The sequence below is a fragment of the Jeotgalibacillus malaysiensis genome (assembly GCF_044789845.1).
Lineage (GTDB): Bacteria > Bacillota > Bacilli > Bacillales > Jeotgalibacillaceae > Jeotgalibacillus > Jeotgalibacillus malaysiensis_A.
In genome coordinates, this window is sequence record NZ_CP085252.1 from 2,820,820 (window position 1) to 2,841,986 (window position 21,167).

Below are 21,167 nucleotides of genomic sequence, written 5' to 3' on the forward strand. Positions count from 1 at the left end.
TAGGATATGGGGTGTCAATGCACTAAGAATTGACCCCTAATTTGTTACCAAGGAGGACTCCACCATGGATTTTATACAAAATCACAAAATTAATCAAGTCACCGAAAATACACTCGTTATTGGAATGGACATCGCAAAACGCACGCACTATGCCTGCTTTGTTGATGATCGTGGTCGAATGTTGAAGAAGCCATTCGCCATCTCCCAGTCACGTGAGGGCTTTGAAGGGTTTTATCACAACGTTCTAGAAGCGATGAGAGAGTTTGATAAAACGGAGGTGCTGGCTGGTATTGAACCTACAGGTCATTATTGGCTGAATCTCGCTTACTTTCTCGCTGACAGAGGGATTAACCTCGCGATGACAAATCCGATGCACGTCAAGCGCTCTAAAGAGCTTGATGACAATCTGCCAACCAAACACGATCGCAAGGATGCATTGGTGATTGCGAGGCTATTGAAAGATGGACGTTTCAGTTATCCGCGGATTCTGAGGGATGCCGAGGCAGAGCTCCGCACTGGTGCCACACTGAAAGGACGACTGACTGAAGAGCTTGGATCGGTCAAAAACATGATGATTCGCTGGCTTGATCGTTATTTCCCTGAATTCAGAACGGTTTTCCCGGCGTTCGGGAAGATGGCGCTCGCAGCGCTTGAACAGACCCCTTTGCCACAAGATGTTCAGGGCAAAGGTCTCGAGGAACTACTAACCCTTTACCGAAAGGTAGACGGATTATCTTCTCCTCAAAAGCCAAAAGGAGCTCGTTTGATAGAGGTAGCTAATGACTCAATTGGGATGACGGAAGGCTTAGCGATGGCCCGTATGGAAATTGCCACGCTGGTTCGCCGTTTCCGGCAGCTTCAGATTGAAATAGAAGCTGTCACTGCCTCTCTGACAGAGCTGGCACAGTCCTCAGTTGAGTATGAGTGGCTTGCGAGTGTAGATGGTTTAGGTGATGCCACGATCGCTGAATTAATGGCTGAGATCGGCAGCTTTTCTCACTACCAGGACCCACGCCAACTAATAAAACTTGCGGGGTTAACACTGAAAGAGAATTCTTCCGGTCAGCATAAAGGTCAAAAACGGATTTCAAAACGTGGAAGAAGCAAGCTTCGTGCCCTTTTATTCCGCGTCATGATGCCCATGATTAGGCACAATCAAGCATTTAAAACGTTACATGACTACTACACAACACGACCTGAGAATCCATTGCGTAAAAAGCAATCAATCGTTGTACCTTGCGGGAAACTCTTAAGAGTTTTACATGGGATTGCGACAAAACAAAGAGTGTTCGATGAGGCGATTATGATGAAGGATATCCCAGTCTTGAAGGTTTCTGTAGAGTAATGAACCATTCTGACTCAGCCTAACAAAGGATGACACGGAGAAGCTGGCATCATTCATTCCATTCGACTATGAGTCCCTAAAGGAGCATAGCCGGCCTCCGCCTTATGATTAGACCGAACGAAGGAATGTTGGCACACAGATGCCCGGAGACATGGGAGGGTACGTCATCATAAGTATTGCGGAGATCCATTGTGCATCGCATATTTACCCCCACTACTACCATTTCATAACAGTAGTAGCCGCGAAGCGTATCTCATGTCTGTAAAATCAAAACAGCATTTTAAATTACTGTTAATCATCGTGTCAAAAAAATTTTTTTGACACCCCATAAACGGCTCAAACCGTTTGTATAACAACATTTTAAGAGGGAGGACTCCCTATGTCAAACAAATGCCCAAAGTGCGGCAGTAATTTATCCGAAGACGCTTATGAGGAGATAACTGAACTCGAAGATTGTTCTATCCAGGTCGATGCTTTCCCCGCTCTTGTCTGCACAAATCAATGTGGCTATTACAAACGCCTTATTGCTTTACCAGAGATTATTGCGCAGGAGTCGAATGATCGGTTTTTGCTGCTTTATCCTGGTGAGCGCGGAAGGATTCTGGAGTTAGGAAGTATGCTGCTTTGGCCGGAGATGAACGTTCATGCACTTGCGGGTAGAGGTTATTGGGAGGATTATAACGGCAACCTGGACTTGCAGGACATTATATCAAGGGTTAGGGTGATGAATGAGGATGATTTATAATTTTCGAATTGATCGTACAAAACGAGCATTTTTAAGAGAGCAGCTGTTAAACAAAAGCATCCTTTATCAGGGATGGGGTGCGGTCCCGCTGACTGATGAGAAGTTTTCAGTTAAAACGGTAACGCATTATAAGCTGAAGTCAAAGCATCTACCGAATAATTTAAAACGGATGCGTCAGTTTAAAAAGGGTGATGTGCTGATGGTGCCGCATTTTCCCGGGCGTGGGTATTTAACATTATTGATTGTAGCAGCTGATTATCCCGATTGTTATGTATGGAATGATAACTCTGAGAACAGCCTGAATCATGGCATACGCGTCAGTGAGGTGTATGGCCTCGATAAGAGCATCAGTATGTATCATTTTTCACTGGTGAAATGGTACGGTAAATTGCCAGGTATGCGCATGCCTGTTTACAAAGCTGGAGATTTAGCAGAGCCTGTTGAGCAATTACTTACTGTTTTAAGAAACAATCCGGAATATATATTTGAGAAATCCACCGTTACAGAGTATCTGGAAAGTCTGGCTGAACAACCATTAAATCGTATGCAGGAACAGCTTTATCATCTAAATGCGAGCAGAAGTGCGTTGTCTTTTGAAAAGATGTGTGAGCATCTGATCGAGCGCTATGGTTATGAATTGGTGAAGCGGAACTGTTTTGACAGGGATGGTGGCGATGCAGATGCGATTTTCTTTAATCATGGTGAACATGAAACGCCATTCGGACCCGCAAAATCATACTTATTTGTCCAGATAAAAAAGCACCGGGGCACAACACGTGAACATGCCTTCCATCAATTAATTAAAATCATGCAAACTAAATCTGACCTCACCCCAGCCACCGGTTGTGTGATTACACTCGCGGATTCATTTGCTGAAGAAGCTTTAAAGCTTGGATCTGATGAAGGCATTCGTTCGATTAACGGACCTGAGCTGTGCGGGATGATTAATGATAAGGTGTTAGGAAGGATTGGTGTTTAAAAGCGGTGGCGAAGGGCGGGGTCTGACCCTCGCCTTCGCCTCAGCGAAGTGCAGGGTCTGACCCCAACCTTCGCTCGCCACCCCCTACTCCACCCGCATCACCATCCGCTTTCTCGGAAAGTGCAGTTCCTGCAGCATCAGTGCCGAGGCGCGCTGGTGCTGTTTGTTGATGGTTTTGAGTGAGCAGTTAACGGTAATCCGTTCACCATTGATGAATTCGACAATCGCTTTCCCTTGTTCCGGGTGCTCGTAAGCCCTATGAAAGTGCTCAAGTGAGATCCAGATGTTATCGATGTGTGATGGTGAATGGGTCGGAAGCATGATGATTTCTTCATTCTGGTTGATTAGGATTGGAATTTTGCTGTAGAAGCTGAATTTGAATTTGACGGATTCCTGACGCCCTTTGTAGGTGCTGCCGCCCATTTTACAGGCGTAATCCATCAGTTGAAGTGAGGTCATTGATGAGTAGCAGCTTTTGCCGGTTTCGATGATGTGAGTCTGGTACTCGAGGTGTCTTGCGCATCTAATTGCCATTGTTTGCTGATTGATCATGTAATCCACGTGATTTTCTTTCATCCATTTCTCCCCTGTTCGGCCTCTGCCAAAACGTTTATTAACGCGTCATTGAAGTGTCCCTAAGAAGTGTCGTCTCCTGTATATTCGACATAGTTTGATGATCTCCTTCAAATATTTTAAATATTTTTACTTTTTAGTAAAATATAAGAAATTAATGATGCTAAATGTCTGTGTTTAGACTCTTTGAAGACAAATTATCACTTTCTAAACGAAAAAATAACACTTTATTTAGTTTTTCCACCTCAAATGGTCAAAACGCTCAATCGCAAGCCGGGAGCCTTTCTTATAAGCTTCATATAACCCAGGGAATAACCGGCAGACGCGTCTCCATAATGGAGAAACCAAATGACTTTTGAAGAACACTATGAACAGTTTGAACCGATGATTTTTCACATGATGAAAAAACTTCACATCACGCGGGACCATGACCTTTACCTTCAGGAAGGCCGGATTGCGTTATGGAAGGCTTCAGAGAAATTTCAGGAGGAAAATGGTGAGTTTCCACCGTTTGCCTACCAATATATACGCGGCGGCATGCTGGATCTGATGCGGAAGCAGAATAAGCTGCTTGAGCGGGAAACGGTTAAATCGGATGAGTACTGGCAAATGAATATGGATATTACAGAGGATAAGCTGCTTGAGATTGATATGCTGGCTCCTTATGCGGAGGGTCTGACTGTACATCAGAAAAAGTGGTTCTGGCATACGTTTGTGGATGATATGAAGATGACAGAGATTGCGGAAAAGCATCAAGTAAGTGTGAGTGCCGTGAAGAAATGGAAGAAGGGTGCTATAGAGCGTTTGAAAGAAATACGTAGTTGAGATGATAAGATGTGCACCTCTGCCCCCAGCATATACATGCACATATATACCTCTACATACTCCTCTGTCTTATACATGTTACCAAACCTTAACCCTTGTAACTTTAATATCCCCTCATATTTTTATGTAAAAAGGGTATTAGGTAGTTAAGGCAAAATTTATTGTCATAACCAAGGAGGTATTATCATGAATACTGCGACAAAATCGATTTTAGTTGGTGCAATTACATCTATTGGTACATTCACCGCCATTAAGGGGTATCAAAAAAGAATAAATAGTAAGGTTTCGGATGAACACTTTGAAACACTAGAAGATACTGATATGAGAAATAGTGTAAAGGTAGATCAGGAGGAGAGTGTGAACGCGGACTTTGATCAGGAAGAAAAGGATCTTACACAGCTGGATGCTGCATATAGAGCGGACTGGCAGGCTAATGGATTTCCACAGACGCATGAAGAGATAGAGCGACTGGAAAAGGAAGAGGAAGCTGCTCAGAAATAGTGATGTTAAAAGTGAAGGCCGGGATAAATACAGCCTTCACTTTTCTGCGAAATCAGGGTATGGTCCAGACTTCTCAATCTACGAAATAAACAAGCTCATGCTAAACACCACCGCAAATCCAACAAATCCAATGATGGTCTCCATCACGGTCCAGGTCTGCAACGTATCTTTTCTGTTATGCCGAAGAATCGATTAACAAGCCAGAATCCTGAGTCGTTTACATGAGAAAAAACTGTTGCACCTGAAGCAATTGAGATCACAAGCAGGCCTAGCATAGGTGCTGGTACGTCGACGGCTTCGAGTACCGGGGGCAGTAAGATTGCTTACAGCTGAGCGGTGTGTTGGGAAAGAAGTTGATGGTCTGCTTTGGTAATTGACATCGAGCAGTTACATTCACCCAATCCGATTGACTTTAACAGTTATGTCTTCATTCCTGAAGATGATAACGTTTTTTAAATTGTCATCTTCTATTTCAAAACAGTTTGTGACACAGGGACGCGAAAAAAGAGGTGCCCAAAAGTTTATACTTTTGGAACACCCTCCCTTTACAAAATTGCTTTTAATTTATACACTTCTCTTCCTTCGATCAGAGCTTGTATATTGTTTCTATATAATTGATAATGCTCGGATTCGATATGGAGTTGCAAAGCTTCCTGGTTCTTCCATTTTTCAATAAGAACGAATTCACTTTCATTTTCGAGAGACTCATGTAAGTTGTACTCTATGCAGCCCTTTTCCTCTCGGGAAGGTTTTGCTACTTTTACTAACTCTTCAAGTAGTGCCTTCTCTTTTCCTGGAATTGACTTTAATATCACTGTAATGGTTATAAGTTCCAAGTTTACACCCTCTTTTACTTTTTATAGTCCGATCGATACGTACTTTGTTTCAAGGAATGCCTCCAGACCTTCAATGCCACCTTCTCTTCCAAGACCGCTCTCCTTCATACCACCGAATGGAGCTTGAGCAACAGATGGAGCTCCTTCATTCCAACCAACAATCCCGTAGTCAAGCCCTTCAATTACTTTTACTCCACGGCTCAGACTTTCTGTAAATACATAAGCACTTAAACCAAATTTAGAGTTATTTGCAAGCTTAATTACTTCCTGATCATTTTCAAAGGTTTGTACGGGTGCGATTGGCCCAAACGTTTCTTCTGTCATGATCACCATATCATCTGTGACGCCCGTCAGAATGGTAGGTTCAAAGAAGTAAGCAGACTCATTTACATTCCAGCCGTTACCGCCTGTTAACACAGCTGCCCCTTTTTCTTTTGCCTCATTTACATGATGTTCTACTTTCTCATATCCACTTTGGTTAATAAGTGGACCAATTGTAACACCCGGTTCCAGACCATTTCCAACTTTCAGCTTCTCGACCTCCGCTTTAAATTTCTCTAAAAAGTCCTGCTCGATCGATTTGTGAACGTAAATACGGTTTCCACAAATACACGTTTGACCTGCATTTCTGAACTTGGAAACCATTACACCTGCAACTGCTTTATCCAGGTCCGCATCTTCTAGTATGATCATAGGTGCGTGTCCACCAAGCTCTAAAGATAAGTTCAACATATTCTCTGCACCTTGACGCATGAGCAGTTTCCCAACACCTGTAGAGCCTGTAAATGTTAATTTACGGATAATCGGGTTACTCGTCATCTCTTGACCGATTTCCTGAGGATTCCCGGTGACAATATTAATAACCCCCTTTGGAATTCCTGCTTCTTCCGCCAGTTCAGCCAGTCGTATGGCTGTTAATGGTGTCAGCTCTGCTGGTTTACCAACAAATGTACAGCCTGCCGCTAATGCCGGTGCTATTTTTCTGGTAATCATGGCTGCCGGGAAATTCCAGGGACTAATTCCTGCCACAACGCCTACCGGCTGCTTCCAAACTTGAATTCTTTTGTTCTGAACACTAGCCGGAACGGAACGGCCATAGATTCTTTTTCCTTCTTCTGCAAACCAGGAGATGAAAGAAGCAGAATACATGATTTCCCCTTCCGCTTCAGCAAGCGGCTTCCCCATTTCCTGTGTTAATACTTCTGCAATTTCTCTTTTATTAGTCAGTATCAGATCATGCCACTTCATTAAATAAGCTGCACGTTCGTATGCGGTTAAACCAGACCAGGGGCCGAACGCTGCTTGCGCTGCTTCAATCGCTTGTCTTGTTTCTTTTGCCCCGGCATTTGGAACTGTTCCAACCAGCTCACCAGTAGCAGGATTCGTTACTTCAATTTTTTCTAGCTCCTCTCCAATCAATTCACCATTAATATATAATAAACCTTTAATCATTTTGTATACTCCCCCTATTAGTGATTGTTCTATTATGAATTAGCCTGCATTACTAAACTCCTCAGAATCCGCTTTTTTCTTTTTGATTGAAGTTCTTTCTATTAAGATGTACAGGATGACTCCGATTGCTAATCCATAAGCTGCTCCATGCGTCGCTAAAACTACTGCTACAATTCCGGCAACTCCTCTTTCAGTCGCCGTTTTAACTTGGTCAATTCCGATTTGAATACAAATATATCCCGTAATAATTAATGTTAAAGATAGTGCTATTGGTAAGACTGGCTGAAATAAAGTTACAAGTGGCAGAATGAATAGCGCGATAAATCCTGCAACCCAGAACGTACCTGCTCCTCCATAAATAGAATCCATTGCTTTACGTCCATACGTATATCTTTCTGCAACCGTTGCTGTAACTCCTGTCCAAATCGGACCAGAAAGCCCAGGGTAAGGTGCAAAGAAAGAGTGAATTAAATTTCGAATCGCAGTAATTAGATGAACCCGGTCAATATCATTGTTTTAAATAAAGTGGGTTATATTGTTAATTAATATTTTGAAAAACTAAAAAATTGAATGATGTGGTTAATAGCGCCTGATACTCATGAGGTTAAACTCCCTAAAAATATTTATTTGAATAGGACTTATATCTACTTTTTAGGTATAATGAATCATGCTAAGTACATACTTTAGTAACATGTTAAGTGAGGCGATGGAATGAGGAAGGTAGTTTGTTTTTTGGTTGTGTTCATGTTGGCTGGTTGTGCTTCGGATGATGAGGTGAAGGTGTCTGAGGAGCTGGGTGTGGATCAGGAGATTGCTGGCAGTGAGCAGGGTGATGGCGACACTGTTCAGGATAGAGCTGATACTGATACAGTAAGCTCAAATGAGGAGGACCCTTTAGTGCTGGATCAGTTGTTGGAGGAGTCCGGACTGAGTGAGAATATGGCGTCATTATGCGGAGAGCTTGTGACTGAGTATACTTATGCTTATTTAGAAGGCAGCTCGGAACAGCCGTATCTGATTGCATTTTGTCATCCTGGTACGAATGCTTCTCTGGAAGGGCAGACGGGATATGTGCAAGCTGCTTATCAGGCTGATGGACAGTGGGTTGTGGATCTACTTGCGGAGCAGATGATGGGTCATGTGAATGAAGAGCTCGGAACGGTTCTGGATGAACAGGATAAAGAAGTACTTGTTTTCAAAAAGCTTGAGGCAGCCGCTTCGTATGGAAGGGCGAATTTTGCTTATGTGTTTTTTAATGATTCTACCGGGAAACCGGAATTAGGTGTGCAGGCCGGTCTTGAGACTGTTCATCCTGACCTGTTGATTGAAGAGAATCAGGTTGTGTTTGAAGATGATCAGATGCGGGAAGTTTTTTCGTTTACAAACGGAGCATTCTCTTCTGATGCCGGCTCAACGGATAACGGCTCCGAAGCTGATGTCGTAATTGAATACTTTAACGATGGCGATGGGATTAGGGTTGATGATGAATTTTTAAATGGGATTGATGTTGAGCCCGGAGACCTGATCGCTTTTCGCCGAAAGGAAGAAGCAAATACAATTAAGTTCCTGATCGAAACGGATATGAAGCCTGTTGAAGGCAGCACTGATACTTACGAAGTCGGGCTTTCTGATATAGGAAAAACTGTCTTTTTACATGAGATTTCGTATAGCATTTTGCCTCTCATTATAGGAAAAGATGAAGCCGCTCCAGACGTATTAAGCAGTGAGTTTTTTAACCAGCTGATCAATGGCACAATGCCAGGGTCGCCTGTTCAGTTATACCGCCGCAAAGATGAGATTGGTGACCTGGTCAACGGTCCGCTTGAGGAGAGCACTTATCAGGGCGCAATGTCGTTAATCTATAAAGACTATATGTATCAGGTTCCGATTATGGATGAGATGGGAGACTTTATCTATACCATTATCAAAACAGTAGATACCCTCTCCATCACTGGTGCCGACCTAAAAACAAGCTGGGGAGAACCTGATGAAATCATCATTGACGACCAGATGTCAAATACGCTTTATTGGATATACCAGGGGAAAAATGACTATCAGGTAACTGTTATATTCAGCGACCTTCAAGAATCCTCACCCATTACGGGGATTGAATTGAGTAATCCTACTTATCAGAATTGAATAGACGGGTCAGACCCTGGCCTTCAGCGAAGGCCAGGGTCTGACCCCATACTTCAATTACTCTTCGTCGTCATCTTCATTGTCATTATCGTCGTCCTGGTCGTCATCTTCCTGATCATCATCGTCTTCGTCTTCATCATCCTGTTCATCATCTTCCAGCTCAAATTTCAGTCTGCTGCCATCTGCAAATTTCACATGAACTTCAAGCTCTTCAGGTGTGAAAGCAAGTGAAGCGGTGATGGCTTCAGTTAATTCTTTTTCAGTAATATCTGAAGCGAGACCCCACCCAGCGATATAGTCACTGATAAGTGAAAGAGCTTCTTCGCCTTTAAATTCTTCTTCGTTCTCCGGTGTTTCAATCTCAACTTTTCCGCTTTCTTTACCCTTCTTCAGCTGATACTTCAGTTCGAATTCATGATCATCAGCTTCGGCTTCAACTTTTAATTGCTGGATGCCATTTTCAGCCGGCTCTGAGTCGGGCAGTTCTGTATACACAGATGCTTCCTGAACTGCACCTTCTTTTACATATACTTCGATAAAGTCACCTGTCCGAATCTGATCTGCTGCCATAAATCTTGTTTTATACTGAACTAACAGATCCTTGGAGATGGTAAATGTAAGCTCTTCTCCACCAGCTGTTGTCAGTGTAAGCGTCCCTTCATTTCCTTCAAAAGAAATACTTTCTACTTCGCCATCAACCGTAACTGATCCATTCTCTTCAAGCAGCTCTCCATATGTACGGTCCAGTACAGCTGCCATTTGAGAGCGTGTGATATTCTTTTCAGGCTGGAAGTTTCCTGATAATGTACCTGTGAAAATATTGTAATCTACCGCTACATTTACATAACCTAGTGATCCGGCAGGAATTCTATTTACGTCCTTAAAGTCTGGAATGTCATTCATTGAAGCAAGCGCTTCTTCTTCAAGGCTGAGTGCTCTGACTAATACAGAGGAAATCCATAGACGTGATGCAGGTTTGTAAGGATCCACTCGATTTTCATCAGTACCAAACAGACCACTTTCAAGTGCAACAGCAACGTACCCTTTCACAGAATCAGGCAGCTTGTCTGCATCGTTAAAATGCAACTCAATTTCATCCGGATTCATGGCTTTCGCTTCATCTTCAAGCTCGAGCAGTCTGACTGCAGTAATAATTGACTGAATACGTGAAACCGGCTGATTCGGTCTGAAATTACCATCTTCATAGCCTACGAAAATACCTTTAGACTTCATGCGTCCAATCGAATCCTTCACCCACTCAAGCTTCTTTGTATCCTCAAACTCAACACTTACACTCTTCCGATTATCATCCTGGGCAGCAACCGGTGCCTGAACAAGCCCACAAACCAAAGCAACTGATAAAATCCCACCTAAAAACTTCTTCATTCAAATCCTCCTCTAAACCCTATTATGCATAACTAACCTGTTATACAACATAAGCGTACATTTGAAAAGAAAATTTTATAAGGGTCTAAAGAATCATTTGATAGTAAAAAAGAATTAGATAATTCGTTTACCGAAGAAGCGTAAGAAGGCTGGGGTCTGACCCCAGCCTTCGCTCTATCAAACAAACACAATCCACAGTACAAACGTCACAACGATTGCTGTTATACCCTGGATCAGTGTCGCTGCTGTCTGGGCTTTGTAGGCCTGGGTGACGGTCATGCCACTGAATTCTTTGACGACCCAGAAGTAGCTGTCGTTGACGTGTGAGACGACCATGGCGCCGGCGCCCACTGACATGACGGTGAGAGCGAGTGGCAGTGCCCCTTCGATGCCCATTTGTCCAAGGAGTGGTGCAATGAGTGATGAGGTGATGACAAGCGCTGCTGTTGATGACCCTTGGGCGGTTTTGAGTGCGGCCGCTATTAGGAATGGGATAAAGACGAACATGGCTCCTGAGAATAAGTCATTGCTGGCGAAGCCTTCGATGAAAGCTGAGATCGGTGTTGCCCTGATAACGGAGCCGAATGCGCCTCCTGCTCCTGTGATTAACAGGATTGGAGCTGCTTCTTTAATACCGATGCCGACCCATTGTGTGAGTGTTTCTTCATCGTATTTCGGCAAAAGTGCAAAGGCGAAAAAGACGCCGACTAACAGTGCAACGACTGGCGCGCCCAGAAACAGGAAGATGTTAAAAACAGTGCCTTCCCAGCCTTCAAAAGTAATCACGGATGCAAAGCCGATGAGTAGAATCGGCACAAGAATTGGTGCAAATGATTTGAAAGTAGACGGCATGTCGCCAAATTCTTTGACGATTTTATCGTAATCAAAGCTGTGATCGTCTTCGCCTTCAATGTGGATTTTTGTTCCGACTTTAATTGCCCACAGGTAACCAGCGATGATGACCGGAATGGCTACGACCAATCCTACAAGGATAATCGTGCCGAGATAATTTTCAGCGCCGATATTGCCTGCTGCAGCGATTGGACCGGGCGTTGGCGGTACTAGCGTATGGGTGGCAAACAGTCCTGTTGAGAGCGCGATCGCCATGGAGGCCACGGTGACTTTTGCCCGTTTAGCCAATGCTTTTTTCAATGAAGCTAAAATGACGTACCCTGAATCACAGAATACCGGAATACTGACGATGCTTCCGATGACACTCATGGCAAGCTGCGGACGCTTTTCACCAACGAGGCGCAGCACGACTTCTGCCATTCTGAGGGCAGCGCCTGATTTTTCTAAAATGACGCCGATAATTGTTCCAAAAACAATGACGAGTCCGATCCCGCCCATTAATCCGCCAAAGCCGCCATTGACTGCTTCAATGACTGTTGCAAGCGGCAATCCGGCTACAATTCCAATGCCGAATGCTGCAATCAGCAGCGACAGAAATGGGTGAAGCTTCAGTTTTGCCGTAGCAAAAATAACAAACAATACCCCTAGTGTGATAACAATAATTAATCCAATACCTTCCATGAAAAATTCCTCCCCTTATTGTGGTGGTGCGTGGCATCGCAGTCGGGATCAGCCTCTGCCTTCTCTGATCTTCTACCTGGCGAAGACTTTGTATCGCTTCTCCCACTCACACCAATCTTATGACCTGTGAAACGGTGTTATACAGCAGTTCTTCTGCCCGGTGCATGCATTCTTCAAGTAGCATGGAACCAGGAATAATGGAAAAACAGGCTGTAAATCGTTCGTTGAGTTTTGTGAGATCTCCTGAAATGCTTCCTGAGATGAGAATGACAGGCACGCCGTGTGTGACGGCTATTTTCGCTACCTGCCCCGGTGCTTTCCCGTAAAGTGTCTGCTCATCGCTCTGACCTTCACCGGTAATGACAAGGTCTGCACCTTTGATGGCATCCCCGAGATGAGTGGCATCCGCAATCAGTTCAGCACCTGATACGAGGGTTGCACCAAGACTGAGCAGTGCAAAGCCGAGTCCACCGGCTGCACCGGCACCAGGTGTTTCCATTAACCTGCGGCCGGTAAATGCTTCAACCAGCTTCCCATAGTGAGCCATCGCTTTGTCATAACGAGCGATCTGTTCAGGCGTTGCACCTTTTTGGGGTCCGTAAACAGCGGTTGCACCATGTGGCCCGGTGAGCGGGTTATCCACATCGCAGGCCACACGGATCGACACATGTTCAAGACCGGGATCAATACTGCTAAAATCAATCGATGCTACCTGCAGCAGGGATGAGCCAACTGCCGGCAGTTCATTACCTGTTTCGTCAAAAGCTCTCACCCCAAGCGCCTGCAGCATCCCAAGGCCGCCGTCATTAGAAGAACTGCCGCCAAGGCCAATCAGAATAGACTTTACCCCATTTCCAATCGCATGTCTGATCGCCTCTCCAATACCAAACGACGTCGTTTGATCAGGATTCCGCATCGATTCAGGCACAAGCGGCAGCCCGGCGATCTCAGCTCCTTCAATGACCGCTGTTTCATCACGAAGCCGCAGATAGAAACTTTTCCTTGTTTCACCCAGCGGTCCGTGGCAGTCAAATGACACCTTTTCCCCATCCGTTGCAGCCAGCAGTGCATCAAGCGTCCCCTCACCGCCATCTGCCATCGGCTTCAGTACCACCTCAGCATTCGGCTGAGCCACTTTAACCGCACGGCTGATCGCGGCAGCTGCTTTTTCTGCAGACAAACTCCCTTTAAATGAATCGGGTGCAATAACAACTTTCATAGTCTCCTCCTTTGGGCCATTAAGGATGTAACCTCAAACTGACCTCCCGTATTTTTTACCTTCCTCCATTCAACAGGAAAATGAATCCGCTTTCAATTGGTTAATAAGACAAAATTTTCTGTAAATAAAATAGAAAAAGTTGTGCATATGCACAACTCAGTAATCGATATGATGAAGAATGATGGCAATTAAAATCGTATCCTTCAACTCGCCTGGTGTCAGACCGGTTTTCTCTTCAATCTGTGCGAGACGGTAGTTCAATGTATTCCTGTGGATATGCAGGGCATCTGCTGTTTCTTTTATTTTGAAATTGCGTGCGAGCAGCTCCCTGAGTGTGAATATGTATACCGGTTCAAGTGTTTCAAGCTTTTTTCGATATGATAATGCAATCGACCCGAAGGCCTCATCCGGGATCGCATCGATCAACCGCTCAACCACCCAGTCGCTACTGTCAGCAATAGAGATGTCTTTTCCAGAGAACCTGAGTGCCTGTTTCGCTTCAAAATAAGAGGCACGGAGCCCTGTAATTCCGTTATTACGCTCACCGATGCCGATTCGTGCATGTATGCCTGACTGCTGCAGGATTTTCTCTGCCAGAGCCGTTGATTCATGATCTGCATGGAGCGCGATAATGAATTCATATTCCCTGTAAGGCACCGCAAAGAGTGGCTTCATATCGGACTGGTCCAGCAGTGCTGTCAGCTGACCGCTTTTATCAGAAAGGGATTGATCAGACTGAAGCACAAGTACACGCCATTCCCCTTCCATCACGGTATTCAGCGTATAGCGTGCTTCTTCAGCGAGATACGCTTCATCAATCTCCCGTGGATGCAAAAGCTGGTGCAGCCAGTTTTCCCACTGCCGCTCCTGGTAAAATACCTGCCGCTGAATATAAATCTGTTCGAGCGCAATCTCAACCGACGCTTTCGTAACACCGGCAGCCTGCATGATCTCATCAGGCTCACCGGTCAGTCCGACCACACCCGCCATCTGACCACGATGCACGATCGGCAGATTTACTCCTTTTTTCGTCCCGGGAAATTCGTGCAGGTTCCCCTCATCAATGACCAGATCCTTCCCGCGTTCCATCACAGCAATTGCCCCCTCATGCACCTGCATATGACGCGCAGGATCAGAACTCGCCACGATTCTGCCGGAAGGATCCATCAGATTCATTGGAACACGTATATAAGGTGTCAGCCGCCCAATAATTTCACTTGCAAGGTTTTGTGTCAGTTTCATATGCGTGCTCCTTTGGTGTGGATGCTTTCATCATAGCATGAGTAGCACAAAAGCGCGGGCAGGTCCTCGGCAGAACCCTGTGTGAAGGCTAGGGTCTGACCCCGCACTTCGGTCAAAAAAAAGAAGGCCAGGGTCTGACCCCAGCCTTCGCTCTATTCTATTCCACTTCAAAAACTTCTGAAGATAATAGTTCTCTTTTTCTTGAGTTGTAGACGACAAATTCAATTTCGTCTCCTGAGTTGATCATGTCCTCAGGGATTTTGTAGCTGGTGATGCCATTCTCGAGTCTTTGCCAGCTGAATGATTCTGTTCGTTGTCCGTTAATAAGGACAGCGGAAAGTTTTGGCGCACCTTTTAGCACCCAGTTGTGTTCTTTTTCATTTTTTGTATAATCCACTAATTCGATTTCCTCGTATAGACCTAAATGATAGTCGCTGGAAGGATTCAACTCACCAGAAAGTGATTCCTGGTAACGGTTGCCGTGCAGCCAGTCGTATTGAATCATTTGTAGGTTTTCGACTGTTTCTGAGTGTTCTTCTTCCTGGTCCGGCCATTCTGAGTAAGGAATCCGGTTATAGTCTTCGTTCATAATTTCGCGATTTAGTCGTGTGACTGTATTTCCAGTTACACCAGCCAGGTCTGTGACCATGGCTGAGGCAAAATTCGGCGAAATATCCCTTTTCTCAGGATGGTTCTCTTTTGTAGACCAGATGAAGTAAGGTACTTTGTGTGTAGCGAGAAAGTCATCATAACTTCTCATCTGATGTTTTGCTAGCTTTGTGCCATTAGCGCCATATACCGCATTACCATCTGGAAATGAAGGTAAATGATCGCCCCAGAATACGAGAATTGTTTCTTCGTCTGACTGTTTGAGCGCCTCAACTAATCTACCAAGCTCTTGATCAACTGAATGCATTTTATCTACATAATAGTTTAAATATGGCTGTGTTTCTGCTGAGATTGCATCATCTTTAAGAAAATTATTTTCCGCTGATTCATAGTAAGGTACATGGGCTTCCACTGAAACGGCATGGATAAAATCGGGGCCTTCAGTATAATCCATTGTCTCGAGAATCGCATCTGTCATGTGACGATCTTCAGGAAAACCACCAGCTTCGACCGGTTGATCCAGATCCATAAATTCACCGGAAATAAATTGGTCGAATCCTAGATGTTTGTAGATTGAATTCCTCTGATAATACCATGAATAAAATGCATGAACCGCAGTTGTTTCATAGCCTGCATCCTTAAATAAATAGGGTACAGACGGAATTGGTTCGTTAATGAACTGTTGGTAAGCGACATGGTCCGATCTCATGAACTGAGTGCTGAACCCTGTTAACGCTTCAAACTCAACATTCGCTGTCCCTCCACCGAATTCTGAAGAATACATAAAACCGCTGATTGAGTCATTATATAATGCTCTGAAATTCGGTACCGGGTCTTCTTTGTACAATTCTTCACCTAAATAATAAGGATCGATAAAAGCTTCACTCATTAAATAAATGACATTCGGCTGTTCATCATTTTCACGGTCGACTTGCGGGTATTCACCATGTAAAGATTCTATGGTTGACTCACTGTAATTCTCTAATGGTTCTATTTCTGCTGTTTTTGCCAGAAAAATAAAGTTTGCGAGTAAACCATTATTTTTCACACCAACATCAAGTCTCCACATCGTTTTCTGCATCCCTGCTTCATCCATTGGTGAAATGGGTGCATCATACCATATTGTATATAGAAAGAAACCGGATGCCGCAACAACGAGGATCTTCACAATCCACCATTCTTTTAATTTCGGCATCGCATACAACAAAGCCGCAAAAGTGACGATCACTGCGATGGAGAACGAACCGATCAGAAGCCAATTAAATTCTACCGGAGATTCAAATCCACGCAATTCATCGATTAATTTAAAATCATCTACTGTTATCGGTGCAGCCCGGAACTCTAATGTAAAATGATTCGCAACCGCAAATACCATGATCAATACTGAAATGATCAGACTGCTTGTATAAAACCATTTCCGCGGAAGGATAAAAAACACGTTGTAAAGTGCCAGAATGAATAGATAGTTAACAATAAACGGCACTGTAAATTGATCCACCCAATCCTCAATACTCATCAGTAATACTCGTCTGACAATCCATTCACTGATCAGCAATGTAATCAGTGGAACAATAAACATCACAAAAAGCGTAAACAGACGCACGACAATTGGAGGTATTTTTCCCTTTATCTTCTTCAATATATATTCTCAACTCTCTTCAATTTTTGCTCCCAATAAAAACAGCCGAAAAAAACGTCCTGGCTGCTCTTCATTTGTAAATTTAATGTGAAGCTTATCAATTATTGTAACATTATTGACATATTGGGTAAACTTGAGATTGGCGAAGTGCGGGGTCAGACCCTAGCCTTCGGCGCAGCGAAGGCTAGGGTCTGACCCCGCACTTCTTTTTTACAAAAAACTCATCTCTTCTTCCTAATTTTACTATATAATTAAATTGTAAGAGATAAAATCTTACAATCTATTAAATTTAAAGGAGAGAGTCTATTGTTCAAAAAGGTTGGCAACAAATTAGTTGGAGTTGCAATCAGTGCAACAGTCGCTATGGGGTTCTTTTTAGTTCCAGCAGGTGAAACTGGTTATGCGCAAGGTGAGAACATTCAGGTGCAGCTTTTAGGGGTAAATGATTTACACGGGTTTTATACAAGTACATATACAGAGATGATTGATGGTGTAGAAACAGAAATTGGCCGTATGGATTATTTAGCAGCTCATATGAAGAATAGAGAAGCAGAAAATCCGAATACACTTCTTGTTCATTCAGGTGATATGATTGGTGGAAGTCCCCTTGTATCTGCAGCATTTCAGGATGAACCGATCGTTGAAGTGATGAATGCGATGGGCTTTGATTTTGGAACTGCAGGCAACCATGAATTTGATGAGGGGATTGCTGAATATCTTCGCATGGTTAATGGTGGCGCGCATCCTGAAGGAAAAGGCGATGAAGATTACGCAGGGATGGACTTCCCGAATGTCTTAGCAAATGCAATTGATTCATCAACAGGGGAATTAATACTGGAGCCTTATGCTGTGACTGAAATCGAGGGGCAAAAGGTTGGCTTTATCGGGGTGGCTACGACTGAAACTCCAAGTATTGTGGTAAGACAGGGTAATGAAAACCTTGAGGTGACTGATGAAGTAGAAGCAATCAATAAGTATACTGAAGAGCTGAAGGAACAGGGCGTTAAGTCTATTATTGTGCTGGCGCATAATCCTGTGGATCAGGAAGGTGAAGGCGGTGAAGGGTCAGCTGATGAAATCGCGCGTAATATTGATGATGAAGTTGATATTATTCTCGCAGGTCATAACCACCAGGAAGTGAATCGTACTGTAAATGATATTTTAATTGTACAAGCCTACGAGTATGGCAAGGCGTTCGTTGATGTTGACTTTGAAATCGACCCTGCAACTGGTGATATTGTGTCTAAAGAAGCAGAGGTTGTATTTAATGTACAGGAAGGCATTGAACCAGATCCTAAAATCACTGCGATCATTGACAAATATGAAGCTCAGGTAGAAGACGTTCGTGCACAGTATGCAGGTGATGCGCCGTTTACGATTACAGGTGGTTATGGATCACGCGGACCAATTGGTGATAATGGCCTTGGTAATTTAATTGCTGATGGCATGGCATGGGAAATGGATGCTGACTTCGCACTGATGAATGGCGGCGGAATCAGAGAAAGTCTGTATGAGGGTGAGATCACATACGGCGATTTATTTGATATTCAGCCTTTTGGCAATACGTTAACTAAATTTACGATTAAAGGCGAGGATCTAGTAACTGTTTTAAATACTCAGCTGAGCGATCAGTACGGTCCCGATTTTTCTATATCTGGATTCAACTATACGTGGGATGGGGACACAAATACGATTGATACGCTGTATGATGTTGATGGAAACCCGCTAAATCTTGATGAAGAGTATACAGTTGTCGTTAATAATTATATGTATGGACGGGAAGCACACCGCATGGAAGAGTTCACAATCGGCGAGCCTGAAATTGGTCCTGTTGACGTAGATGCTTCATTTGATTACATTCAATCATTCGACGGCCCGGTTGAAGCCTATGCAGAAGGCAGATACCAGGAAGTACGTTCTATTTTCGATGATGTCCCTACAAGCCACTGGGCAAATCCTTTTGTAGCAGACTTATATGCAAGCGACATTGTAAAAGGAACAACGCCTGCTACTTTTTCACCGGGCAATTCTCTAACACGTGTGCAATTTGCATCGATGCTCGTCCGCTCTCTTGAATTAGAAGCTGAAGGCACATCTCCATTTGAAGACACAACACGTCTGGCAGCTCAAACGCAGGAAGAAATCACTGCTGCTTATGAGAACGGTTTAATTAAAGGTACATCTGCTACTACATTTAAACCGAACCAGGCGATTACACGCGGACAAATGGTAACAATGCTTAAGCGTGCTTTTGAGCTTGAAACAGGCGAGCAGTTCGTAGTTTCAGAAAATGACACGTTCACTGACTTAGGTAACCTGGATGAAGAAGCACAATCTGCCGTTCAATGGGCTGCTGACTATGGTATTGTGATGGGGTATGATGATTTATTCAAGCCTTGGGCAAGCGCTACAAGAGCACAGAGTTCAAAAGTTCTTTCTATTCATAACTATTTAATTCGATAAACTTTATTTAATTGAAAAACCAGTTCTGCGGAACTGGTTTTTTTGTGTGTGAAGTGAGGGGTCAGACCCTTGCCTTCGCTGCACCGAAGGCAAGGGTCTGACCCCTCACTTCATCCTTCATAATCGTATTTTGAACAGTTAAGTTTTACAAAAACAGAAAAAATTTAAACTTATTGTTCTTAATAAAGAACTATAATGTATAATTAATACATCTTAATATCAGAAGGAATTACAAATTTGGAAAGAATAATTAACTAATCCTCTAGAGCTGCTCATAGTAATGCTTCTAAAATCAAGCACCCGTCAGAAATGAGAGAAAAATTTCATACCAAGTTCTATTAATTTTGGATCTATTAGAACTGATCACTTTCTAGTGGCATTAACTCATTGGTGAATCATCGCCCATAAATATCACATTATTTTAAAACGAAGGGAGTTTATTTAAATGAGAAAACATTATTTTGATAACGGTAAAGCAATCGCAAGTTTTTTAGGGATTCTGTATCATTCTGCGCTCGTATTCTCTGGTACGGTTTGGTTGATCTCTGTAGATAACAAGCATTCTATACCTTTTTTACAGTACTTTACTGAATCAATTAGTTTGTTCAGAATGCCTTTATTCTTATTTATTTCAGGTTATTTTGCTGCCTTGTCCGTTAGAAAATATAATTTAAAGAACTTCACTTTAAACAAATTGACTCGATTAGGTATTCCGCTTGTTGCTACCCTGCTTACTTTTAATATCATTGAGAGAATTTACATTTTAAAACACAATAATGAGAACTTCACTGTGATAGACATTTTAAATGCGCTGATCCCCTGGAATAGTCAGTTCCAATTGTCTCACCTTTGGTTCCTGTACTATGTAATGATCTTTTCATTTCTGATTTATTTTGTTTTAAATTTCAAAAGTTATTCCATCAATCGTTTTTTTATTCGAAAAGCAGAGAAATATATAGATACTTTGCTGATCGCTTGTAATGTAGGGATATTAGGTACATTTGGTGTGCTATTTATTGTAACCGGGTATTTTCATGAGCTTATAAACTTCCTTGCGATAGGCACTAATTTACCGTATTTCTTGCTAGGCGTTATCACATACCAGCATTGGGATTATTTCAAAAAACTATTTATAGAACTCTCCAGAAAAAGATTGATCATCATTTCTATGTTGTTAGTTTTTAGTTTTGTACTAGCAAAGATCCTAAGTGACATCATTCCAAATTCAAATACGATTTTATATAGCGTTCCCCGTTACTTCTCATTGATTCTTGTATTGGGGTTACTATATAAGTTTCTGAACAAATCCAATCGTTTCCTGAGATATATGTCAGAATCATCCTATTCCATATACCTGATACATCAACCAATTATCGTTGTGGTGAGCTATTACTATGTTACATATGCCAACTTCGGAAATCCATTTTTAGGATATTTAGTTGTATTACTATTGTCCACATTTATTGTATATACCACCGACTATCTATTAATAAGAAAAACAAAGCTCGGGTTACTATTATTCACAGGGAAAACCAATATGATTCTTGAAAAGAAAAAAGAGATTAATGATAAAGTAAGTGCTTGAAGAGTCTGGTGTTGATATTAATATGATAGAGCGAAGTGCGGGGTCTGACCCCGCACTTCGTATTTGGACACGAAGATTTTTAAATGTCGAGTAAAT

General features: G+C 43.0%; 17 protein-coding genes and 1 pseudogene. 8 read left to right on the top strand and 10 right to left on the bottom strand.

All coding sequences use genetic code 11. The annotated features are described in order from the left end of the window. Positions 1 to 64: 64 nt before the first annotated feature. The 3 genes from LG330_RS14815 (at position 65) to LG330_RS14825 (ending at position 3,069) form a co-directional block, all read left to right on the top strand. Complete coding sequence (locus tag LG330_RS14815; protein WP_404405130.1) at positions 65 to 1,345, top strand: IS110 family transposase; 1,281 nt, start codon at positions 65 to 67, stop codon at positions 1,343 to 1,345. Between the two features lie 379 nt (positions 1,346 to 1,724). Further along, positions 1,725 to 2,090, top strand: a complete 366-nt coding sequence (locus tag LG330_RS14820; RefSeq protein WP_404405132.1) for a hypothetical protein — start codon at positions 1,725 to 1,727, stop codon at positions 2,088 to 2,090. Further along, positions 2,080 to 3,069, top strand: coding sequence for a restriction endonuclease (locus tag LG330_RS14825; protein ID WP_404405134.1), 990 nt, complete (start codon positions 2,080 to 2,082; stop codon positions 3,067 to 3,069). Before LG330_RS14820 ends, LG330_RS14825 begins: the two co-directional genes overlap by 11 nt. Positions 3,070 to 3,153: 84 nt before the next feature. Here LG330_RS14825 and LG330_RS14830 read toward each other — a convergent pair whose 3' ends face one another. Beyond that, on the bottom strand, positions 3,154 to 3,645 hold the full coding sequence (locus LG330_RS14830) for a competence protein ComK (protein WP_404405137.1): 492 nt from the start codon (positions 3,643 to 3,645) through the stop codon (positions 3,154 to 3,156). 345 nt (positions 3,646 to 3,990) lie between these two features. Here LG330_RS14830 and LG330_RS14835 point away from each other — a divergent pair, with 345 nt between their 5' ends. Continuing rightward, positions 3,991 to 4,467, top strand: a complete 477-nt coding sequence (locus tag LG330_RS14835; protein WP_404405139.1) for a sigma-70 family RNA polymerase sigma factor — start codon at positions 3,991 to 3,993, stop codon at positions 4,465 to 4,467. Between the two features lie 186 nt (positions 4,468 to 4,653). After that, positions 4,654 to 4,968, top strand: coding sequence for a hypothetical protein (locus LG330_RS14840; RefSeq protein WP_404405141.1), 315 nt, complete (start codon positions 4,654 to 4,656; stop codon positions 4,966 to 4,968). 78 nt (positions 4,969 to 5,046) lie between these two features. Here LG330_RS14840 and LG330_RS14845 read toward each other — a convergent pair. From LG330_RS14845 to LG330_RS14860, 4 genes and pseudogenes are all read right to left on the bottom strand, one after another. After that, positions 5,047 to 5,285 (bottom strand): annotated as a pseudogene (locus tag LG330_RS14845) (gluconate transporter); the annotation flags it as partial. 228 nt (positions 5,286 to 5,513) lie between these two features. After that, positions 5,514 to 5,804 (bottom strand): putative quinol monooxygenase, encoded by a 291-nt coding sequence (locus LG330_RS14850; protein ID WP_404405143.1) that lies wholly within the window; start codon positions 5,802 to 5,804, stop codon positions 5,514 to 5,516. A 21-nt stretch (positions 5,805 to 5,825) separates the two neighbouring features. Beyond that, entirely contained in the window at positions 5,826 to 7,256 is a 1,431-nt protein-coding gene (locus LG330_RS14855) for an NAD-dependent succinate-semialdehyde dehydrogenase (protein ID WP_404405145.1), read from the bottom strand. Between the two features lie 39 nt (positions 7,257 to 7,295). Continuing rightward, the gene (locus tag LG330_RS14860) at positions 7,296 to 7,625 is read right to left on the bottom strand and encodes a hypothetical protein (RefSeq protein WP_404405147.1); all 330 of its coding nucleotides are present in this window, start codon (positions 7,623 to 7,625) and stop codon (positions 7,296 to 7,298) included. A 411-nt stretch (positions 7,626 to 8,036) separates the two neighbouring features. On the opposite strand from LG330_RS14860, the gene LG330_RS14865 reads away from it, so the two are divergent. Beyond that, positions 8,037 to 9,395: a hypothetical protein gene (locus LG330_RS14865; RefSeq protein WP_404405149.1), complete on the top strand. Its 1,359-nt coding sequence runs from the start codon at positions 8,037 to 8,039 to the stop codon at positions 9,393 to 9,395. Between the two features lie 57 nt (positions 9,396 to 9,452). On the opposite strand, the gene LG330_RS14870 is transcribed toward LG330_RS14865, so the two are convergent. The 5 genes from LG330_RS14870 to LG330_RS14890 all read right to left on the bottom strand — a co-directional run bounded on the left by LG330_RS14870 (position 9,453) and on the right by LG330_RS14890 (position 17,023). After that, positions 9,453 to 10,781 (bottom strand): S-layer homology domain-containing protein, encoded by a 1,329-nt coding sequence (locus LG330_RS14870; protein ID WP_404405151.1) that lies wholly within the window; start codon positions 10,779 to 10,781, stop codon positions 9,453 to 9,455. Between the two features lie 177 nt (positions 10,782 to 10,958). Beyond that, positions 10,959 to 12,314: a GntP family permease gene (locus tag LG330_RS14875; RefSeq protein WP_404405153.1), complete on the bottom strand. Its 1,356-nt coding sequence runs from the start codon at positions 12,312 to 12,314 to the stop codon at positions 10,959 to 10,961. 106 nt (positions 12,315 to 12,420) lie between these two features. Continuing rightward, a complete protein-coding gene (locus tag LG330_RS14880) occupies positions 12,421 to 13,533 on the bottom strand; it encodes a glycerate kinase (RefSeq protein WP_404405155.1) in 1,113 nt (370 codons plus the stop codon). A gap of 156 nt (positions 13,534 to 13,689) precedes the next feature. After that, complete coding sequence (locus LG330_RS14885) at positions 13,690 to 14,775, bottom strand: CdaR family transcriptional regulator (RefSeq protein WP_404405157.1); 1,086 nt, start codon at positions 14,773 to 14,775, stop codon at positions 13,690 to 13,692. A 157-nt stretch (positions 14,776 to 14,932) separates the two neighbouring features. Continuing rightward, positions 14,933 to 17,023, bottom strand: coding sequence for an LTA synthase family protein (locus LG330_RS14890; protein ID WP_404405159.1), 2,091 nt, complete (start codon positions 17,021 to 17,023; stop codon positions 14,933 to 14,935). Between the two features lie 306 nt (positions 17,024 to 17,329). Between LG330_RS14890 and LG330_RS14895 the strand changes: the two genes are divergently transcribed. Then, positions 17,330 to 19,486: a 5'-nucleotidase C-terminal domain-containing protein gene (locus LG330_RS14895; protein WP_404405161.1), complete on the top strand. Its 2,157-nt coding sequence runs from the start codon at positions 17,330 to 17,332 to the stop codon at positions 19,484 to 19,486. A 445-nt stretch (positions 19,487 to 19,931) separates the two neighbouring features. Next, positions 19,932 to 21,071 (top strand): acyltransferase family protein, encoded by a 1,140-nt coding sequence (locus tag LG330_RS14900; protein ID WP_404405164.1) that lies wholly within the window; start codon positions 19,932 to 19,934, stop codon positions 21,069 to 21,071. The last annotated feature ends 96 nt before the right edge of the window (positions 21,072 to 21,167 follow it).